Raw genomic sequence first — 20,773 nt, forward strand, 5'->3', positions numbered from 1 at the left:
GGACACGGCCATGGCCCTGCGCATCACCCGCGCGGCGCTGGAGCAGATCCAGCGCCAGGCGGCCCGGGAGCATCCCCTCGAAGCCTGCGGCGTGATCGCCGCACCCTGCGCGGAAACGCTCGCCAGCCGGGTGATCCCGATGCGCAACCAGGCCGCCTCGGAAATCTGGTTCAGCTTCGATCCCCGCGAGCAACTGAAGGTGTGGAACGAACTGGACGAGCGCGACGAGGAGTGCCGCGTGCTCTACCACTCGCACACCGCGAGCGAGGCCTGGCCCAGTCGCGAAGACATCGCCCACGCCCAGGATCCGGACGTGCATTACCTGATCCTCTCGACCTGGCCCGAGGCCAGGCACCGGGCCCGCAGCTTCCGCATCGTCGAAGGCCGCGTGTTCGAAGAACAGCTGTCCATCCAGGAATGAGACATCAACCAAAGGAGATTCACATGTCGGTTTCAGTCATGGTTCCAACCCTGCTGCGTCCACTCACCGAGGGGCAGAAGAAGGTCGAGGCCCAGGGCGAGACGGTGCGCCACATCATCGACCACCTCGACAGCCGCTACCCGGGCATCAAGGCGCGGCTGGTGCACCAGGACGAGGTGCACCGCTTCGTCAATATCTACGTCAATGACGATGACATCCGCTTCGCCGCCGGCCTCGCCACCAGCGTTGCACCGGGCGCCAAGCTGACCGTCCTGCCGGCCGTCGCCGGCGGCTGAGTCCCGCGTGCCGTGTCGCGGGTTCGCTCGCGACACCGTTCCACCGGCTTTCCGACTCACCGTTCCACCCAAGGTGCTTCCCCATGTCCCGACTCCTGGATGCCGCCGGCCTGAGCTGGCGCAGCGGCCCCTGCCTGCCCGCCTGGCAGAGCCTGAGCGCCGCCCTGCAACGCCAGGGCGAGTGCCTCGGCCTGCGCCACGCCGATGGCGCGCCCGACGGTCCGACGCTGCAACTGATGCACCCCGATCTGCAACCGCTCCAGACCCGCTTCACCGGCTTGCCGGCGCTGCCCCTGGAGCTGTCCACCGAATTCACGCTCCAGGCCGCCTGCGGTCTCATGTCGGTGCACGGCCGCGCCAGTGGCAGGCTCCAGGTCCTGGGCGTGAATTATCTCGCCACCCTCAACGCCGCCCTGGCCTGGCAAGGCAGCTTCGCCGCTGCCGTCGGCCAGTTGCGCGGCGGGCGTTTCCATGAGGTGACCCTGCAACCCGCCGCCGGCGCGCTGCTGAGCATCGGCCAGTACCTCGCCGGGGCCACTGCGCCGGAAGACGCCGAGCAGTTGCTACCGGGCACCGACGATGCCCTGGCCCGGCCGCCGTTCCTGTCTGCCGATGGCGTGCTGTTCGAACTGGAAACCCTCGACAGTCACCCGTGGCGGCAATTCTGGAATGCCCTCGGGGTCAGCGACGCGATTGCCGGCAAGGCCTGGCAACGCTTCCTCCTGCGCTATGCCCGCGCTGTCGCGCCGATGCCGGCCGAGTGCCTGGACGCCCTGGCCGGCCTGCCGCTGGCGCGTATCCAGGCGGTTGCCGCCGAGTGTGGCGTGGCCCTGGTGCCGGTGCGTGATCCGGCGCAGCGCCACGCCGACAGCGACTACCCGGCCAGTGCCGCCAGCCCGTGGCAGATCCAGCGCGGCAGCGCCGCCCACGCGCCGCGCCGTACAGCGCCCGTGCGCCTGCCCCTGGAAGGCATCCGCGTGCTCGAATCCTGCCGGCGCATCCAGGGTCCGCTGGCCGGGCATCTGCTGTCGTTGCTCGGCGCCGAGGTCATCCGTTTGGAACCGCCGGGCGGTGATCCGCTGCGCACTATGCCGCCGTGCGCCGATGGCTGCTCGGTGCGCTTCGATGCGCTGAATCATCTGAAGGACGTGCGCGAGGTGGATATCAAGTCCGTCGCCGGCCGTGCCGAGATCCATGCCCTGTGCCGCGACGCCGATGTGTTCCTGCACAACTGGGCACCGGGCAAGGCCGCCGAGCTGCAACTGGATGCGGCCGACCTGCATGCCACCCAGCCGGCGCTGATCCACGCCTATGCCGGCGGTTGGGGCGATGCTGCGGTCAATGCACCAGGGACCGACTTCACCGTGCAGGCCTGGTCCGGTTTCGCCTCGCGCATTGCCGCTGCTTCGGGTACCCGCGGCGGCACCCTGTTCACCGCCCTCGACGTACTCGGCGGCGTGGTCAGCACCCAGGGCATCTGCGCCGCGCTGCTCGACCGCGAGCTGCACGGTCACGGCGCGGCGCTGCACAGCTCGCTGCTGGGCGCCGCCGACCTGCTCCTCGACAGCCGCTGCGACGAGCCTTCGCCGTCCCTGCTGCAAGGGCTGTTCAACACCGCCGACGGCGTACTCGCCCTCGACTGCCAGACCCGCCAGCAGCACCAGGCCCTGACCCGCCTGCTCGGCGGCGAAGCCCACTCCGGCAGCCTCGCCGGACAGACCAGCGCGCGCTGGCTGGACGCCTGCCTCGCCGCCGGCATTCCCGCCAGCACCGCCCATGAAGACCTCGCCCTGCTCGCCGCCGATCCGCGCCTGGCCCCGAGCCTGTCCCAACGCGCCTACCGCGCTGTTCAATCTCCGTGGAGTTTCCTATGAATACTGCCGGCATCATTGATCTCGTCCCCCTGCACACCCGTCGTCGCTGGAGCGAAGACGGCAGCTATCCCAACCAGGATGTCTTCGGCCTGTTCCGCCAGCGCGCCGCCGAGGCGCCGGACAAGGCCGCAGTACTGTCGCCGGAAGGCAACGTCAGCTACGCCGAACTGCTCGACGCCGCCCTGCGCATAGCCGCCAGCCTGCGCCAGGCCGGGATCGTCGCCGGCGATGTGGTGGCCTACCAACTGAGCAACACCTGGCGCTGCTGCGCCATCGACCTGGCGGTGGCCGCGCTGGGCGCTATCGTCGCGCCCTTCCCGCCGGGTCGCGGCAAGCTGGATATCCAGTCGCTGGTACGCCGCTGCGATGCCCGGGCGGTGATCGTGCCGCAGGAGTACGCCGGCATCGACCTGTGCGAAGTGATCGAGTCGCTGCGCCCGACCCTGCTGTCGCTGCGCATCCTGATCGTCGACGGCGAGCCTCGCGCCGGCTGGTCGACCCTCGATGGCCTGCTGGACGCCGCGCCGATCGATCTCGCCAGCCTGCCCAAGGTCTGCCCGGATTCGCCGGTACGCCTGCTGGTGTCTTCCGGCACCGAGTCCGAGCCCAAGCTGGTGGCCTACTCGCACAACGCCCTGGTCGGTGGCCGTGGCCGCTTCCTGCAACGCATCAGCAGCGACGGCGCCGAATTCCGTGGCCTGTACCTGGTGCCGCTGGGCTCGTCGTTCGGCTCCACCGCCACTTTCGGCGTGCTGTGCTGGCTCGGCGGCTCGCTGGTGGTGCTGCCGCGCTTCGATGTGGGCGAGGCGATCAAGGCCATCGAGGCGCTGCGCCCGAGCTTCATCCTCGGCGTGCCGACCATGCTCCAGCGCATCGCCGCCGAGCCGGCCCTGGCCGAGATTGACAAGTCCAGCCTGCGCGGCCTGATCTGCGGTGGTTCGCTGATCGACGAAGCCACGGTGCTGCGTTGCACCGAGCACTTCGGTTGCGGCTTTATCAGCCTGTACGGTTCGGCTGATGGGGTGAACTGCCACAACACCCTCGACGACCCGCTCGACGTGGTGCTCAACAGTGTCGGCAAACCGAACCCGGCGGTGTGCGAGATCCGCATCGTCGATGACCTCGGCCGCGAGCTGCCCCACGGCGATGTCGGCGAGATCACCGCGCGCGGGCCGCTGAGCCCGATGCAGTACGTCAACGCACCGGAGCTGGACGAGCGCTATCGCGACGGCGAAGGCTGGGTGAAGACCGGCGACCTCGGTTTCATCGATCCGCAAGGCTATCTGGTACTGGCCGGGCGCAAGAAGGACATCATCATTCGCGGCGGCGCCAACATCAGCCCGGTGCAGATCGAAGGCCTGGTGATGGGCCACCCGGACGTGGTCACCGTGGCCTGCGTACCGGTGCCGGATGCCGACCTCGGCCAGCGCGTGTGCCTGTGCGTAACCCTGCGCGAAGGCGCGGCGAAGTTCGCCCTGGCGGATATCACCGCGTTCCTGCGCGAGCAGGGCCTGGAGGTGAACAAGCTGCCGGAGTACCTGCGCTACTACCGTCACCTGCCGCTGACCCCGGCGGGCAAGATCGACAAGCGCGCCCTCGCCGCCGATGCCGCCGGCCTCGGTGAAGCCGTGCGCCAGGTGGGCTGAGCCATGAGCAACCCATCCCCTGAAGCAATCGACCTGGCGCGGCGGGTCCGCGCCTTCGTCGAGCAACATATCCTGCCCCGCGAGCTGGAGCTGGGTGCCTACGACCAGGCGGCCGCCGTGCTGGCCGCCGAGTTGCAGGTCAAGGCCCAGGCCATCGGGCTGTTCGGCAGTTTCTATCCGGGCAGCCCGATCACCCGCCTGAGCGACTACCTGGCAGTGGCCGCCGAGGAAGGCCGTAGCGAATTCGCCCCGGCGATCCTCGGCTGCGATGCCACCCTCGACACCTGGATGCTCGACCGCCATGCCAGCCCGGAGCAACGCGAGGCGTTCCTGCTGCCGCTGCTGCGCGGCGAGTCGGTGCCTTGCTATGCCATGTCCGAGCCGGACAGCATCGGCTCGATCCCGGCAACCATGCAGTGCCGGGCCGACTGGCACGGCGATCACTGGCGGCTGAACGGGCGCAAGTGGTTTATCTGCCGCGCCGCCCGGGCCGACTTCGCCACGGTGATCACCCGCACCGGCGACGGCGCGGTCGGTGCAGCGCTGTCGATGTTGCTGGTGCCGAGCGACAGCCCCGGTTTCCGCTTCGTCCGGCCATTGGCCTTGCTGGGTCGCCAGCAGGGTCAGGGTGAATTGCACTTCGACAATGTGCGGGTCGAGGCGCGGCAGGTGCTCGGCGAGCCCGGACAGGGCATCGCCTTGATGCAGCGTCGCCTCGGCCTCGGCCGCCTGCTGCGCGCCGCGCACTGGCTGGGGCTGGCCCAGCGCTGCTTCGATGATCTGTGCGCGCGGGTGCATTCGCCGCGCGGCGAACTGGCGCGATTGAGCGACAAGCAACTGGTGCGCGGGCGGATCTATCAGGTGTATCGCGATATCGCTTCCGCCCGTGGCCTGCTGCGGGAGGCGGCGGAGAAGTTCGACGCGGGTCTGCCCAATGCCATCGAGGTCAACCTGGCCAAGCTGGCGGCGTCGGATGCGCTGTCCGCTGCGGTGGATTCGGCGATACAGATCATGGGCGCCGAGGGCCTGAGCGAGCTGTCGCCGCTGTCGGGCATCTACCGGCATGCGCGCACCACGCACATCCTCGACGGCACCGACGATGCGCTGATCAGCACCCTGGGCCGCGACCTGCTGGCCGCTACAGCACCCGGCAAGGTGAACCCATGAAAAAGCACGCCGCCCTGGCTGCCCTGCTGACCTGCGCCATGGGCCTGCCGATGATGATCTTCTACGCCCTCGGCGTGCTCGGCCCGCAACTGATCGCCGACCTTGGCATCGACCGCGAGCACCTCGGCTGGCTGACCACCAGCGCCTTCGGCCTGGCGGCGCTGCTGTCGCCCTGGGCCGGGGCGCTGGTGGCGCGGATCGGTTCGCGCAACGGGCTGCTGGCGTTGTTCCTGCTGGTGGCGCTGTCGTTCAGCCTGATGGCGGTGTTGCCCGGCTTCGTCGGCGTGGTGATCGCCCTGTCGTTCTGCGGGGTGGCCCAGGCCCTGGCCAATCCGGCGACCAACCAGGCGATCGCGCAGACGGCCGATGCGCCGAAGGCAGCGCTGGTCGGACTGAAGCAGGCCGGGGTGCAACTCTCGGCACTGATTGCCGGGCTGGCGCTGCCGGCGTTGAGTGCCTGGCTGGGCTGGCGCCTGGCGCTGGCTTGCTGGGTGCCGGTGGCGTTGTTGCTGGCCTTGTGGGTACCACTGCGAATCGCCGCGCCAGCTGCGGGCGCCCGTCCGCCGTTGCGTTTGGCCTCGGCCAATGGCTGGCTGCTGCGGCTGATGGCGATCCAGGCCTGTGCCGGGTTGTGCCTGTCGTCGTTCATCACCTTCTTCGGCGTCTATGCCAGCAGCCTTGGCGTCAGCCCTTCCAGCATCGGCCTGATGGTCAGTTGCTTCGGCCTGATGGGCATTGCCTCGCGCCTGTTGCTGACCCCGCTGGGGGCACGTCTGAATGATGAGACGGTGCTGCTCGGCGGGCTGTTCCTGTTTGCCCTGGGCACCCTGCTGGTGATGCAGCAGGCGTCGGGCAACAACCATCTGCCGCTGTGGCTGGGAGTGATCGGCATGGGCCTGAGCCTGGTGGCGAGCAATGCCGTGGCCATGAGCATGCTGCTGCGTGATGCGCGCTTCGGTGGCGTCGCCAGCAGTGCGGGGATGTTGTCGCTGGGCTTCTTCGGCGGTATCGCCGTGGGCCCGCCGCTGTTCGGCATGTTGTTGCGCCAGCCGGGTGGGTTCGCCGCGGCGTGGACGCTGCTGCTGTTCGCCCTGTGTGTCGGCGCCATCCTGTGCCGCAACCTGTACCGCGCCCGTCGCACCGAGGAGAGCCGCCCCCATGCCGGCACAGCGTAAACGTCAGGCGGTGGTCAACGCCCTGTTCAAGCAACTCGACAGCATTTCCCGGCAGTGCGGCGAGCAGTTCCCGCTGTATCGTCTGCCCCGGGAGCGCAAATGGAAACTCTCGCGGCGCGGCTCGTGGCTGGGTGGTTTCTGGGCCGGGCTGTGGTGGCGGCGGGCGGCGTACACCGAGCTCAGCGAGGACCTGGATCAGGCCGCGTTCTGGAGTCGCCAGTTGGTGGCGCAACTGGACGAACCGAGCCTGAACCGCAGTTTCGTGTTCTGGTACGGCGCCGCCTTTGGCGGGCGGCTGGCCCAGGATCAATCGGCACGGGAGCTGGCCTTGCGTGCCGCCGACACCCTGGCCCGGGATTATCGCCCGGATATCGGCGGCTGGCCGCTGGGCCCCGGCATGGGTGGTGGCGACAGCGGGCATGCGACCCTGAATATCGATGCCCTGGCGCCGACCCTGGCGCTGATGCATCTGCAGGCGGACCAGCGCGAGATGGGCCGCAGTCATCTGGAGCTGTGCCTGCGCACCTTGCGTGGGGAAGGTGGTGCTTGGGCGAGCCATGCGCAGCTTGATGAGGACGGCCGCGTCAGTCGTGGCCCGGCCGGTGAATGGGCGCGTGGGCAGGCCTGGGCGATGCTCGGGCTGGCTGAAGCGGTGGGGTTGTATGGCGGCGCCTATGCGGCGCCGGCGCGGGAGGCGTGTGCCTATTGGTTGAAACGCTGGGGCAAGGGCATGGGGGATGCCGACCCTTGCGCCGTGGCCATCGCCTCCCTGGCGCTGCTGCGGCTGTGGCAGTGCCTGCCGGGGATGAATGAATGGCGGGAGCTGGCGTTCAAGCAGCTTGAGGGGTTGATGTCGCTTGAGGTGCAGCAGGGGTGCTTTGTCGGGCACTACTACCGGACCGGGGCGGATCAGGAGCAGATGGTGGAATCGGCCTGTGCGACGTTCTTTCTGGTGGAGGCATTGTTGACCCAGGATCAGGTGATGGCGGCGCAAGGTGGAATCGCCGGGTGGTAACACTCCCCGAGACACCACAAAACCCTGTGGGAGCTGGCTTGCCAGCGATGAGGCCGGCAGGGACAAAAGGGTTGTCAGATCCGGCCAAATCGCTGGCAAGCCAGCTCCCACAGGGTATTGGGCCAGCCCATGACACCTGGGCTTGTCCCCTGCAGATTCTCAGCCTGCCACTGAACCCAGTCCTGACCCGGACACTGTGGGAGCTGGCTTGCCAGCGATGAGGTCAGCAGGGGCAAAAGGGTTGTCAGATCCGGCCAAATCGCTGGCAAGCCAGCTCCCACAGGGTATTGGGTCAGCCCATGACACCTGGGCTTGTCCCCAGCAGAACCTCAGCCTGTCACTGAACCCAGGCCTGACCCGGACATTGTGGGAGCTGGCTTGCCAGCGATGAGGCCAGCAGGGGCAAAAGGGTTGCCAGATCCGGCCAAATCGCTGGCAAGCCAGCTCCCACAGGGTATTGGGCCAGCCCATGACACCTGGGCTTGTCCCCAGCAGAACCTCAGCCTGTCACTGAACCCAGGCCTGACCCGGACATTGTGGGAGCTGGCTTGCCAGCGATGAGGCCAGCAGGGGCAAAAGGGTTGCCAGATCCGGCCAAATCGCTGGCAAGCCAGCTCCCACAGGTTATTGGGCCAGCCCATGAGACCTGGGCTTGTCCCCAGCAGAGTCTCAGCCTGTCACTGAGCCCAGGCATGACCTGGACCCTGTGGGAGCTGGCTTGCCAGCGATGAGGCCGGCAGGGGCAAAAGGGTTGCCAGATCCGGCCAAATCGCTGGCAAGCCAGCTCCCACAAGGTGCGGCGGTGTCCTTTCGATCGAGCAGAAATCCGATAGTTAGCTTATGAAATTCCCGCCATGGGGCCACTTGAGAAACAATTTCGTTTACCATTGTTTCCAAATATGTAGCCGCAAGCGAGGATTGACCCGCATGACGATTCGCAGTAACCCGATTTTGCGCGGCCTGGCCGTTTCCCTTCTCGGCCTGGTGCTCGGCGCACCCGCCGCGCTGGCCGCCGATCCGGTGACCCTGACGCTCTACAACGGCCAGCACAAGGAAATCGGCGAGGCCATCGCCAAGGCCTACGAGGCCAAGACCGGTATCCATATCAATATCCGCAAGGGCAGCAGCAACCAGTTGGCCAGCCAGATCATCGAGGAAGGCGAGCGCTCCCCCGCCGACGTGATCTACACCGAGGAATCGCCACCGCTGAACAACCTCGGCGAACTGGGCCTGCTGGCAACCATCGACCAATCCACCCTGGACGTCCTGCCCAAGGAATTCGTCGCCGCCAACGGCAGCTGGATGGGTGTGACCGCCCGTACCCGCGTGGTCGCCTTCAACCCGAAGAAGATCGACGAGAAAGACCTGCCGCAATCGGTCATGGACTTCGCCGACCCCGAGTGGGACGGCAAGATCGGTTTCGTCCCCACCAGCGGTGCCTTCCAGGAACAGGCCGTGGCCATCCTGAAACTCCACGGTCGTGAAGCCGCCGAGGAATGGCTGACCGGCCTGAAGGCCTTCGGCAAGACCTACACCAACAACATGGTCGCCCTGAAGGCCGTGGAAAACGGTGAAGTCGCCGCCGTGCTGGTGAACAACTACTACTGGTACGCCCTGAAGAAGGAACGCGGCCAGCTCGATTCCAAACTCTACTACCTGGCGGACGGCGATGTCGGCGGCCTGATGACCATCTCCAGCGCCGCTGCGGTGAAGGCCAGCAAGCATCCGAAGGAAGCCCAGGCCCTGCTTGCCTGGATGGCCAGCGAAGAAGGCCAGCGCGTGATCACCCAGACCACCGCCGAGTACCCGCTGCACAAGGGCATGGTCTCCGACCAGGGCCTGAAGCCATTCGAGGACCTGCGTCCGCCGAAGATCACCCCGGCCGACCTGGGTAATGCCGAGGAAGCGCTGGAACTCGAACGCGAAGTCGGCCTGCTCTGATGAGCGCCGCGCTTCCCGCTGGTTTGAACACCGGCTTCGTCCCGCGACGCAAGCGCCCGTCGGTGTGGGTGGTGCTGCCGGTCCTGCTGCTGGTGGGGCTGAGCCTGCTGCCGCTGCTGTACGTGGCGATGAAGACCTGGGAAGCCGGCTGGCACGAGGCCCTGCGCCTGATCTGGCGGCCCTTCGTCTGGGGCCTGATGCGCAACACCCTGCTGCTGATGGTCGGGGTCACGGTCGCCTGTGCGGTGGTCGGCCTGTCCCTGGCCTGGCTGCTGGAGCGCAGCGACCTCCCGGGGCGCCGCCTGTGGGGCGTGATCCTCTGCCTGCCATTTGCCGTGCCGTCCTTCGTCAGCGGCTTTACCTGGGTGTCCCTGAGCCCGAAATTCGAAGGGCTGTGGGGGGCGATCCTGGTGATGAGCCTGTCCAAGTATCCGCTGGTGTTCCTGCCGGTGGCGGCGACCCTGCGCAACCTCGACAGCTCCCTGGAGGAGTCGGCGCGGACCATGGGCTGCAACCGCTGGGCGGTTTTCCGCCGGGTCACCCTGCCGCTGCTGTGGCCGTCGATCCTCGGCGGCAGCCTGCTGATCGCCCTGCATATGCTGGTGGAGTTCGGTGCCCTGTCGATCCTCAACCTGCAGACCTTCACCACGGCGATCTACCAGCAGTTCGAACTGGAGTTCAGCAACGCCAATGCGGCGATGCTCTCCGCCGTGCTGTTGCTGATGTGCCTGCTGATGCTCTGGCTGGAACTGCGGGTGCGCGGCAAGGCGCGGCATGTGCGCATCGGCCAGGGCGTGGCCCGGCGCGGTGCGCCGATCCGCCTGCGTGGCTGGATGCTGGTGGGCCAGGTGTATTGCCTGGGCCTGGCGATTCTCGGCAGCGGCATTCCCCTGGGGATGCTGGCGTACTGGTTGAGCGTGGGCTCGTCGGCGGCCTTCCCGGTGGCGGAAATCAGCCGGGCGCTGCTGTCGTCGCTGTCGATCTCGCTGGGCGGTGCCGGCGTGAGCCTGTTGCTGGCCTTGCCGGTGAGCTTCCTGGTGGTGCGCTACAAGGGCCGCCTGGCGATCTGGGCCGAGCGCCTGCCGTACCTGCTGCACGCCCTGCCGGGATTGGTGATCGCCCTGACCCTGGTGTATTTCGCCCTGCACTATGTGCCGGCGATGTACCAGACCACGGGGCTGTTGCTGCTGGCCTATGCGCTGCTGTTCCTGCCGCTGGCGCAGGCGCCGGTACGCACGGCGCTGACCAAGGCCGCGCCCCAGCTGGAAGAAGCGGCACGGACCCTCGGCGCGACGCCCTTCATGGCGTTCTGCCGGATCACCCTGCCGATCATCTTCCCGGCCCTGGCCGCGGCTTTCGCCCTGGTGTTCCTCGACGCCATGAAGGAGCTGACCGCAACTCTGCTGCTCAGCCCCACCGGCATGACCACCCTGGCCACCGAGGTCTGGGCGCATACCGCCAACGTCGAGTTCGCCGCCGCAGCGCCGTATGCGGCGCTGCTGATCCTGGTGTCCGGGTTGCCGGTGTACCTGCTGACCACCCGGATGTACCTGAACCGCGCCTGATCAGGCGCGGAACTGGCCCAGGCTGGCCTTGAGCTGGGCCGCCAGGTCGTCGAGCACCTTGCTGCTGGCGGTGGTCTGCATGACCACCTCGGCAGCGCGCTCGGCCTGGGCATGGATATTCTCCACCCGTCCCCGTACCGCCTGCGCCCCCTGTGCCTGCTGCTCGGCTGCGCGAGTGGCGAGGCCGATGGCCGCGTGCACCTGCTCCACCGAGACCTGCACCGACTGTTGCAGACGGGCGTTGTCACGCAGCACCAGCAAGCCTTCGCTGGCCTGACGCCCGGCCTGGCTGATCGCTGCCACCGCTTCCTTGGCACCCTGTTGCAGTGCGCCGATATGGGCCTGGATATCGCCAGTGGAGCTTTGCGTCTTGCTCGCCAGTGCCCGTACTTCGTCGGCCACCACGGCAAAGCCGCGCCCGGTCTCCCCGGCCCGCGCCGCCTCGATCGCCGCGTTCAGCGCCAGCAGGTTGGTCTGCTCGGCGATGCCGTGGATCACGGTCAGCACCACCTCGATCTGCTCGCTCTGTTCGGCCAGGCGCTCGATCACCTTGGAGCCGGTGTCCACCTGGCCCGCCAGCGCTTCGATCAGCTTGGCGACCTGGGCCGAGGTGCGGCTGTTCTCGTCGGTGGCCTGGCGGATATCCACCACTTGCTGCAGGGCTTCCTGCATCGCGCGGCTTTCCGCCTGGGCCTCGTCGGCCATGCTCGACAGGGCGCGCAGGCTTTCGGCAACTTCGTCACGCTGGGTCGCCGCCGCCGAATCGGCACCGGCATTGCGCTGGGCCATGCTGCTGATCTCGACGCCGGTACGCTGGGCCACTTCGCCGGCCTCGCGGACGATGGGTTGCAGCTTGTCGACGAAGCGGTTGACTGCCGCGGCCATGTCGCCGATCTCGTCGCGGCTGTCGATGGCCACGCGCTTGGTCAGGTCGCCTTCGCCGGCGGCCAGGTCGTTGAGTGCAGCGATCAGCAGGCGCAGCTTGTTGACCACGCGACGACCGAGGACCACGGCAACCACCAGCAACACGCCACAGCCGACCAGGGCCAGACCGGCGCCGATCCTCCAGCGCAGGGTGGCCGCAGCATCCTGGACGCTTTGCGAGGTGTTGGCCTTCATCTGCAGGGCGCTGCCCTGGGCGGTTTGCAGGCGGGCCTGGAGGGTCTTGGTGCTGTCGGCGGCGGCGCTGGTCAGGCTGTCGCCCACCAACTGGTCGCCACTGGCGATCAGGGCCGCGAAACGCTTGTCCAGGGCCGTCAGCTCGGCGTCCACCGAAGCCGTGGAAACGCCCATCAGGACCTTGCCGATCTCGACGCCATTGGGGTTGATCGAAGCCTCGACGAAGTACACCGCAGGATCAGTGCGCGCGGCATCCAGCACCTTGTCGAGGGCGCGTTCGCCCTTGCCCTTGTCGAGCAGGGCCTGGTTGATCGGGTTCTGGCGGTTGAGGTAGCGGGTCAGGTGTTCGCCCTGGGCATCGTCATAGACGACGAAGAGCACGTTGGGATTGCGCTGGGCACGGCGGGCGAACTCCGACAGGGTCGGTACGTCCACGTCCCAGATGGCCCGGGGCGCCACCGAGGCGAGCAGTTCGGCCATGTCGTTGGCCGAGTCGCGCAGGTTCTTCTCCAGGGTGGTGCGCAGTTGCGCCTGTTCCTCTTCCAGGCGTGACGACAAACCGGCGGTCAGGCGCTGGCGGGTGCTTTCGGAAAGGCTGCTCAGGCCCGAGCTGACTTCCTTGGCGGCCTGGTCCAGTTCCGTCGCCAGTTTCTGGCTGTCGGCGCCCAGACTCTTGCCCAGATCGGCTTCCAGTGCCGTGACCGTGCTGCGGGTCAGAACCACAGCAACCACCACCTGCACCAAAAGAGCGATACCAAGTGCCACAAAGACAGGCCGCAAGAGGCGGCTTCGTAACAATGAGATAACGGCAGACACAATAAATCCCTCTGCTTTTCGGAGCCATTACAGTGATGGCATCCCTGAAGGCAATTTCACAGCAAAGCTTGTGCCGTGAGGGAGGGGCAAAAACGCCAAAGGCCCCTAAAAAGGGGCCTTTGGTTTTAACGCATGACTAAATCAGGCGAAAGGATGACGCAGGACAATAGTCTCGTTGCGGTCAGGACCGGTCGAGATGATGTCGATCGGCGCACCGACCAGCTCTTCCACGCGCTTGATGTAGGCACGGGCGTTGGCGGGCAGCTCTTCCAGGGTCTTGGCGCCCACGGTCGATTCGGTCCAGCCTGGCATCTCTTCGTACACCGGCTCCAGGCCGATGTAGCTGTCGGCGTCGGTCGGAGCGTCGATGACGGCGCCGTTTTCGTTCTTGTAGCCCACGCAGATGCGGATGGTTTCCAGGCCGTCCAGTACGTCCAGCTTGGTCAGGCACAGGCCCGAGATGCTGTTGACGTCGATGGCGCGACGCAGGATGACGGCGTCGAACCAGCCGCAACGACGGGCACGGCCAGTGGTAGCACCGAACTCGTGGCCACGCTTGGCCAGGTAGGCACCGACGTCATCGAACAGTTCGGTCGGGAACGGACCGGAACCAACGCGGGTGGTGTAGGCCTTGGTGATGCCGAGGATGTAGTCGATGTACATCGGGCCAACGCCGGAACCGGTGGCGATACCGCCAGCGGTGGTGTTGGAGCTGGTGACGTACGGGTAGGTACCGTGGTCGATGTCCAGCAGCGAGCCCTGGGCGCCTTCGAACATGATGTCCTTGCCGGCGCGACGCAGGGCGTGCAGCTCGGCGGTGACGTCGAGCATCATCGGCTTCAGTTCTTCGGCGTAGGCCATGCACTGGTCCAGGGTTTCCTGGAAGTCGATGGCCGGCTCCTTGTAGTAATTGACCAGCTGGAAGTTGTGGTAGTCCAGCAGCTCACCCAGCTTGGCGGCGAAACGCTCGCGGTGGAACAGGTCACCGATGCGCAGGCCGCGACGAGCGACCTTGTCTTCGTAGGCCGGGCCGATGCCGCGACCGGTGGTGCCGATCTTCTGCTCGCCACGGGCCTTCTCGCGCGCCTGGTCGAGGGCGACGTGGTAGGAGAGGATCAGCGGGCAGGCCGGGCTGATGCGCAGGCGATCGCGAACCGGGACGCCCTTCTCTTCCAGCTTGGTGATCTCACGCAGCAGGGCGTCGGGAGCGACGACCACGCCGTTGCCGATCAGGCACTGCACGCCTTCGCGCAGGACGCCCGACGGGATCAGGTGCAGCACGGTTTTCTCACCGTCGATCACCAGGGTGTGGCCGGCGTTGTGGCCACCCTGGTAGCGCACTACGGCGGCGGCATGTTCGGTCAGCAGATCGACGATCTTGCCTTTGCCCTCATCACCCCACTGGGTGCCCAGGACTACGACATTCTTACCCATAACACTTGTCCTCATTCGCGCAAACTTGGCGCCGGCGAGAGGGCCGGCGACTAATCTCAGATGGCCAGTGGCAGAACCTGCCAGAGCCCGTTTTGCAGAATCAATTGCCGGTCGCAGTCCGCCTCGATGGCGGCAGCCAGCGGTTGGCCAGGCAATGCCTGCACAACCCGCTGACCGTCACTGCGCAACTGGCAGACCAACTGCCACAGAGCCGCGTCCACGCTGTCGGGCATCCAGATCCCGCCAGTGGGCAACACGACCTCTGCCCGCCCCAGTGTGACCAGGGTCTTCAAATCCGTGGAGAAACCGGTGGCCGGGCGTGCCCGGCCAAAGTCAGCTCCGATGTCGTCGTAGCGACCGCCCTGGGCGATCGACTGGCCGACACCCGGGACGAACGCGGCGAACACCACACCGGTGTGGTAGTGGTAGCCACGCAGCTCGCCCAGGTCGAAATACAGCGGCAGATCCGGGTAACGCGCGGTCAACCGGTCGGCGATGCTCATCAGGTCATCCAGCGCTGCCAGCACGGCGGCCGGGGCACGGCCCAGGCGCACGCGGGCGGCTTCCAGCACTTCGCGGCCGCCGCACAGCTCGGTCAGGGCGCGCAGCATGCCGGCCAGGTCCGCCGGGAGGTTGGCGGTCAGGGCGATGACTTCGTCGATGGCCTTGCGTTGCAGGGCATCGAACAGCTGCTGCTCGACCGCACCGGACAGGCCGGCGGCACGGGCCAGGCCGCGGTAGATACCGACATGGCCGAGGTCCATGTGCACATCCGGCACATCGGCCAGTTGCAGCATGGCCAGCATCAGGCTGATGACTTCCACGTCGCTGACCGGGCTGGCGTCGCCGTACAGCTCGGCACCGAGCTGGATCGGGCTGCGCGAGGTCGACAGTGCGCGCGGCTGGGCGTGCAGGACGCTGCCGGCGTAGCACAGGCGGCTCGGGCCTTCGCGGCGCAGAGTGTGCGCATCGATGCGCGCCACCTGCGGCGTGATGTCGGCGCGGAAGCCCATCTGCCGGCCGGACTGTGGATCGACCACCTTGAAGGTCCGCAGGTCCAGGTCCTGACCGGCACCGGTGAGCAGCGATTCCAGGTACTCGATATGGGGAGTCACGACGAACTCGTAACCCCAGCTCTGGAACAGATCCAACACCTGACGACGCGCGATCTCGATGCGTGTCGCTTCAGGTGGCAGTACTTCTTCGATGCCATCTGGCAGCAGCCAGCGGTCTACCGTTGCCATTACGCCATTTCCCCTGTGGTCCGGGCGGCCAGCCCGCGGGCCCAGCCGTGAGTGAAGCAGGCCTCGGCAAATCACCCGCGCAGCGCCGATTCCAGCGTTGCCGCAGTGCCGATACCCTCGTGAATCCTGAGTCGCGCCGCTGATCGCGACCGCATGCGGTCATTCGATCTTGCAGACGCAAAAAAGCCGGGAATTTCCCGGCTGCCGCATCATACACCCGTTGTCTTGCATAAATCACCCCGCCGAACGTTTTAGCCGCCCGACGGGGTGTTTCGACTTCAGGGTTTCGCTTTGTTCATGAAGCGGAAGAACTCGCTGCTCGGGTCGAGGACCAGAACATCGTTCTTGCTGCTGAAGCTTTCACGGTAGGCATTCAGGCTACGGTAGAACGCGTAGAAGTCCTGGTCCTGGCCGTAAGCCTTGGCGTAGATCGCCGCTGCCTGGGCATCACCGTCACCGCGGGTCTCTTCCGACTCGCGATAGGCTTCCGCCAGCAATACGCGGCGTTGACGATCGGCGTCGGCACGGATGCCTTCGGCCAGCTCGTTACCCTTGGCGCGGTGCTCGCGGGCTTCACGTTCACGCTCGGTGCTCATCCGCTCGAACACGCTGCGGTTGACTTCCTTCGGCAGGTCGATGGCCTTGACGCGAACGTCGACCACCTCGATGCCCAGCTCCTTCTCCGCCATGCGGTTCAGGGAAGCGGTGATATCGGCCATCAGCGCATCGCGCTCACCGGATACCACTTCATGCAGGGTACGTTTACCGAACTGGTCACGCAGGCCGCTTTCCAGACGACGGGACAGACGCTCGTCGGCGATCTGCTTCATGCCGGAAGTCGCGGTGTAGAAGCGCTCGGCGTCCTTCACCCGCCATTTGGCGTAGGCATCGACCATCACCGCTTTCTTCTCCAGGGTCAGGAACCGCTGGGTCGGGGCGTCGAGGGTCATCAGCCGGGCGTCGAACTTGCGCACCTGGTTGACGTACGGGATCTTCAATTGCAGGCCCGGCTGGACATCCGCCTGGACCACCTTACCGAAGCGCAGCAGTACCGCGCGCTCGGTCTGGGACACGATGTAGAAGCTGTTCCAGGCCACGATGGCCAGGACCACGCCGACAATCAGGGCGATCAGCGATTTATTGCTCATCAGCGGCTCTCCCTGGTGCGCACTTGCTGTTGCTGTTGATCCACGGCACGGGCGGCGTCATTGACCGAAGTCGCTGGCACGCTGTTCACCGACGGACTGGCGTTGCGGCTGCTGTCGACCATCTTGTCCAGCGGCAGGTAGAGCAGGTTGTTCTGCCCGTCCTTGCCGGTGACGAGCACCTTGCTGGTGTTGCTGTAGACGGCTTGCATGGTCTCCAGGTACAGGCGCTCGCGGGTGACCTCGGGCGCTTTGCGGTACTCGGTGACCAGCTTGGTGAAGCGATCGGCCTCACCCTTGGCGCGGGAGATGACTTCATCGCGGTAGCCGTTGGCGTCCTCGATGATGCGCTGCGCCTGACCACGGGCTTCCGGCACCACGCCGTTGGCGTAGGACTCGGCCTGGTTGCGGGCACGCTGCTCGTCTTCACGGGCACGGATCACGTCGTCGAAGGCTTCCTGTACTTCACGCGGGGCTGCCGCGCTCTGCACGTTGACCTGGGTGACGGTGATGCCGGTACGGTAGGTGTCGAGGAAGCGTTGCAGACGCTCCTTGATCTCCACGGCCATCTGCTCGCGGCCTTCGGTCAGCACCTTGTCCATCGCGGTCGAACCGACCACGTGACGCAGGGCGCTGTCGGTCGCGTGCTGCAGGCTGACTTCAGGCTGGTCGACGTTGAGGACGAAGTCCTGCAGGTTGCTGATCTTGTACTGCACGGTCAGCGGGACCTCGACGATGTTCTCGTCCTCGGTCAGCATCTGCCCCTGCTTGGTGTACGCCCGCTCACGCGTGACGTTTTCCATGTACTTGCGGTCCATCGGCGGGAAGTAGATGTTCAGGCCCGGCCCGACGGTCTCGTAGTACTTGCCGAAGCGCAGCACCACGGCCTGCTCCTGCTCGTCCACGACGTAGACCGCGCTGTACAGCCAGATGGCCAGCAGCACGAGCAGGCCAATGCCGAGCAGGCCGAAGCCGCCACCTTTCGGGAGGCTGTCGCCGCCACCACGTTTCTTGCCGCTGCCAAACATGCCGTTCAGGCTGTCCTGCAACTTGCGGAAGGCCTCGTCGAGATCCGGAGGGCCTTTCTTGTCGCCGCCGCCGCCACCATTACCGCCGCGACGCCCACCCCAGGGATCCTGATTGTTCGAGTTGCCACCCGGCTCATTCCAAGCCATAGCGCTCTCCATCTGATAAAGCAAAGACGCGCCAAACGGCGCGCCGTCCAATGCTACAGAATGCCTGTCACGGCTGCCTGACCGCGTCGTCAGGCTTTTATTGCAAAGTGTGTTGTTCGAGGAACTCGACCGGCTCCAGCCCTTCGCGCGCCACCAGGCGGTTGACGTCGGCCCGTGGCAAACGCACGGCCAACAGGCTGCTGCCTTCTTCGTCGTGCTCCTCGTTCTGCACGGCCCCCGCCGCAAAGAATTGCGCACGCAAACGCGCGTAGCGCTGTTCCAGGCGAAGGGTACCGACGAACAGGTCATCCCCCAGCAATTCGGCTATCGCCTGCCCCACCAGCTCAAGACCGCGACCCTCACGGGCCGAGACCCAGACCCGCTCAGGCTTGCCGTCGGCATTGCGCTGAATATGTGGCTCAATGCCTTCAAGCAGGTCGAGTTTGTTATACACCTCGAGGATCGGCAAGCCTTCGGCACCGATCTCGCCCAGCACCGCCATCACCTGTTCGATCTGCGCCATGCGCTCGGGCTCGTGGGCGTCGATCACATGCAGCAGCAGGTCGGAGTTGCTCGACTCTTCGAGCGTAGCCCGAAAAGCCTCGACCAGCTTGTGCGGCAGGTGACGAATGAAGCCCACGGTGTCCGCCAGCACGATCGGCCCGATGTCGCTCAGTTCGAGACGGCGCAGGGTCGGGTCGAGGGTGGCGAAGAGCTGGTCGGCCGCATAGACATCGGACGAGGTCAGGGCATTGAAGAGGGTCGATTTGCCGGCGTTGGTATAACCCACCAGTGAAACCGAGGGTACATCGGCCCGCTTGCGCCCGCGCCGCGCCTGTTCGCGCTGGCTGCGCACCTTGTCCAGGCGCGCCTTGATCTGGCGCAGGCGCACACGCAGCAGGCGGCGGTCGGTTTCGAGCTGGGTTTCACCCGGGCCGCGCAGACCGATACCGCCTTTCTGCCGCTCAAGGTGAGTCCAGCCGCGAACCAGGCGCGTGCTCATGTGTTCGAGCTGCGCCAGCTCGACCTGCAGCTTGCCCTCATGGGTCCGGGCGCGCTGGGCGAAGATGTCGAGGATCAGCCCCGTGCGGTCAAGCACGCGACACTCGAAGACACGTTCGAGGTTGCGTTCCTGACTGGGCGTGAGGGTGTGGTTGAAGATGACCAGGTCGGCCTCTTCGGCCTTGACCAGGTCACGCAGTTCCTCGACCTTGCCGCTGCCAATCAGAAACTTGGCAGTGGGCTGGTGTCGCGCCACATTGGCGAGCGCAACGATATCGGCGCCGGCCGACAAGGCCAGTTCCTGGAACTCCTGCGGGTCTTCGCGCGCCTCAGGGCTCTGACCTTCCAGATGAACGAGAACGGCTCGTTCACCACCACCGTGGCGCTCAAAGAACAAAGCAGGCTCCTATCAGGCGTTACCTGGCTCAGCGTCGCCGTGTTCGGCATCAGCTGCGCTAGGCAGACGGATTGGACGTACTGGAACGACGGTCGAGATCGCGTGCTTGTAGACCATCTGGCTGACGGTGTTCTTCAGCAGGATGACGAACTGGTCGAAGGACTCGATGGTGCCTTGCAGCTTGATGCCGTTGACCAGGTAAATCGAAACCCCGACTTTCTCTTTTCTCAAAGTATTCAAGTAAGGGTCTTGTAGCGAATGCCCTTTTGACATATGCCGCACTCCTGTAAGGATCAATAGTAAAAAAACAATAAAAATGATGGCTCAGGCCGCCCCACCCCCAAGGATAGACGGCAATTGCGGGATTCAGCCCAATATGGAGACGCTCCCGAGGTATTTCAAGGTGCGAGACAGATTGTCGCAAGCCAGGCTGTCCAACCAATGGAGATCGGCCCAACTGCGCAACCAGGTAAATTGCCGCTTCGCCAACTGGCGGGTGGCAATGATGCCGCGCTCCTGCATTTCAACTGAAGTCAGCTTGCCATCAAGATGATCCCAGACCTGGCGATAACCAACTGCCCGTATAGACGGCAGTCCCGCGTGCAAGTCACTTCTCGCGCGCAGCAATCGGACCTCGTCAATGAAGCCCTGTTCCAGCATTTGCGTGAATCTTAGTGCAATTCGCTCATGCAGCACCTGCCGGTCCTGCGGGGCGATGGCCAGGCTGGCGACAGTATAGGGCAATTGCCCCGGCCCAGAAGGGTCGGAGCCATTACTTTGCTCAGCTTGACGCAAACGATGTGAAGTCATCGTTAAACCGCTCACCCGATACACTTCGAGTGCGCGGATCAGACGCTGCGGATCATTCGGATGAATACGCGCCGCCGAGACCGGATCGACCGCGGCCAGCTCGTCGTGCAGTGCCTGCCAGCCGTGCTGCTGCGCCTGGGCTTCCAGTTCGGCACGAACCTGCGGATCAGCCGCCGGCATATCCGCCAGGCCTTCGAGCAGCGCCTTGTAATACAGCATGGTCCCGCCTACCAGCAGCGGAATCTTGCCCCGCGCGGTGATATCGGCCATGGCTTCGAGGGCATCGCGGCGGAAATCCGCAGCGGAATAGCTTTCGGCCGGGTCGAGGATGTCGATCAGCCGATGGGGATGGGCCGCGAGAATCTCCTTCGACGGCTTGGCCGTGCCGATGTCCATGCCGCGATAGATCAGTGCCGAATCGACGCTGATCAGTTCGCAGGGCAGCACCTTGGTCAGTTCGATGGCCAGGTCGGTCTTGCCCGCAGCGGTCGGGCCCATCAGGAATATCGCGGGAGGTTTCGACAACGCCAT

17 protein-coding genes are annotated in these 20,773 nt (G+C 65.8%); 9 read left to right on the forward strand and 8 right to left on the reverse strand.

Going from position 1 to position 20,773, the window contains the following annotated elements; translation table 11 throughout:
* Positions 1–10 precede the first annotated feature (10 nt).
* The 9 genes from PSEMO_RS20270 to PSEMO_RS20310 all read left to right on the forward strand — a co-directional run bounded on the left by PSEMO_RS20270 (position 11) and on the right by PSEMO_RS20310 (position 11,100).
* Entirely contained in the window at positions 11–421 is a 411-nt protein-coding gene (locus PSEMO_RS20270; RefSeq protein WP_075804752.1) for a Mov34/MPN/PAD-1 family protein, read from the forward strand.
* Between the two features lie 23 nt (positions 422–444).
* Positions 445–717, forward strand: a complete 273-nt coding sequence (locus PSEMO_RS20275; RefSeq protein WP_075804753.1) for a MoaD/ThiS family protein — start codon at positions 445–447, stop codon at positions 715–717.
* A gap of 83 nt (positions 718–800) precedes the next feature.
* Entirely contained in the window at positions 801–2,591 is a 1,791-nt protein-coding gene (locus PSEMO_RS20280) for a CoA transferase (RefSeq protein WP_075804754.1), read from the forward strand.
* Complete coding sequence (locus tag PSEMO_RS20285) at positions 2,588–4,237, forward strand: class I adenylate-forming enzyme family protein (protein ID WP_075804755.1); 1,650 nt, start codon at positions 2,588–2,590, stop codon at positions 4,235–4,237. Before PSEMO_RS20280 ends, PSEMO_RS20285 begins: the two co-directional genes overlap by 4 nt.
* A gap of 3 nt (positions 4,238–4,240) precedes the next feature.
* Positions 4,241–5,404, forward strand: coding sequence for an acyl-CoA dehydrogenase family protein (locus tag PSEMO_RS20290; protein ID WP_075804756.1), 1,164 nt, complete (start codon positions 4,241–4,243; stop codon positions 5,402–5,404).
* Positions 5,401–6,579 (forward strand): MFS transporter, encoded by a 1,179-nt coding sequence (locus PSEMO_RS20295; RefSeq protein WP_075804757.1) that lies wholly within the window; start codon positions 5,401–5,403, stop codon positions 6,577–6,579. The genes PSEMO_RS20290 and PSEMO_RS20295 overlap by 4 nt, the downstream gene beginning before the upstream one ends.
* Entirely contained in the window at positions 6,563–7,594 is a 1,032-nt protein-coding gene (locus tag PSEMO_RS20300) for a glucuronyl hydrolase (RefSeq protein ID WP_075804758.1), read from the forward strand. Before PSEMO_RS20295 ends, PSEMO_RS20300 begins: the two co-directional genes overlap by 17 nt.
* A gap of 927 nt (positions 7,595–8,521) precedes the next feature.
* A complete protein-coding gene (locus PSEMO_RS20305; protein ID WP_075804759.1) occupies positions 8,522–9,535 on the forward strand; it encodes an extracellular solute-binding protein in 1,014 nt (337 codons plus the stop codon).
* Complete coding sequence (locus PSEMO_RS20310) at positions 9,535–11,100, forward strand: ABC transporter permease (protein ID WP_075804760.1); 1,566 nt, start codon at positions 9,535–9,537, stop codon at positions 11,098–11,100. The genes PSEMO_RS20305 and PSEMO_RS20310 overlap by 1 nt, the downstream gene beginning before the upstream one ends.
* Here PSEMO_RS20310 and PSEMO_RS20315 read toward each other — a convergent pair whose 3' ends face one another.
* The 8 genes from PSEMO_RS20315 to miaA all read right to left on the reverse strand — a co-directional run bounded on the left by PSEMO_RS20315 (position 11,101) and on the right by miaA (position 20,773).
* The gene (locus PSEMO_RS20315; protein ID WP_075804761.1) at positions 11,101–13,035 is read right to left on the reverse strand and encodes a methyl-accepting chemotaxis protein; all 1,935 of its coding nucleotides are present in this window, start codon (positions 13,033–13,035) and stop codon (positions 11,101–11,103) included.
* Positions 13,036–13,176: 141 nt separating this feature from the next.
* A complete protein-coding gene (locus tag PSEMO_RS20320; RefSeq protein ID WP_075804762.1) occupies positions 13,177–14,469 on the reverse strand; it encodes an adenylosuccinate synthase in 1,293 nt (430 codons plus the stop codon).
* Positions 14,470–14,525: 56 nt separating this feature from the next.
* Entirely contained in the window at positions 14,526–15,713 is a 1,188-nt protein-coding gene (locus tag PSEMO_RS20325) for an ATP phosphoribosyltransferase regulatory subunit (RefSeq protein ID WP_075804763.1), read from the reverse strand.
* A gap of 278 nt (positions 15,714–15,991) precedes the next feature.
* Positions 15,992–16,861: a protease modulator HflC gene (gene hflC / locus PSEMO_RS20330; protein ID WP_075804764.1), complete on the reverse strand. Its 870-nt coding sequence runs from the start codon at positions 16,859–16,861 to the stop codon at positions 15,992–15,994.
* On the reverse strand, positions 16,861–18,033 hold the full coding sequence (gene hflK, locus PSEMO_RS20335) for an FtsH protease activity modulator HflK (RefSeq protein WP_075804765.1): 1,173 nt from the start codon (positions 18,031–18,033) through the stop codon (positions 16,861–16,863). The genes hflC and hflK overlap by 1 nt, the downstream gene beginning before the upstream one ends.
* Positions 18,034–18,130: 97 nt before the next feature.
* Positions 18,131–19,432, reverse strand: a complete 1,302-nt coding sequence (gene hflX, locus PSEMO_RS20340) for a ribosome rescue GTPase HflX (RefSeq protein ID WP_075804766.1) — start codon at positions 19,430–19,432, stop codon at positions 18,131–18,133.
* Positions 19,433–19,444: 12 nt separating this feature from the next.
* On the reverse strand, positions 19,445–19,705 hold the full coding sequence (gene hfq / locus PSEMO_RS20345; protein ID WP_065758756.1) for an RNA chaperone Hfq: 261 nt from the start codon (positions 19,703–19,705) through the stop codon (positions 19,445–19,447).
* Positions 19,706–19,798: 93 nt separating this feature from the next.
* Complete coding sequence (gene miaA, locus PSEMO_RS20350; protein ID WP_075804767.1) at positions 19,799–20,773, reverse strand: tRNA (adenosine(37)-N6)-dimethylallyltransferase MiaA; 975 nt, start codon at positions 20,771–20,773, stop codon at positions 19,799–19,801.

This window comes from Pseudomonas putida, from assembly GCF_001941965.1.
GTDB classification, from domain to species: Bacteria; Pseudomonadota; Gammaproteobacteria; order Pseudomonadales; family Pseudomonadaceae; genus Aquipseudomonas; species Aquipseudomonas putida_L.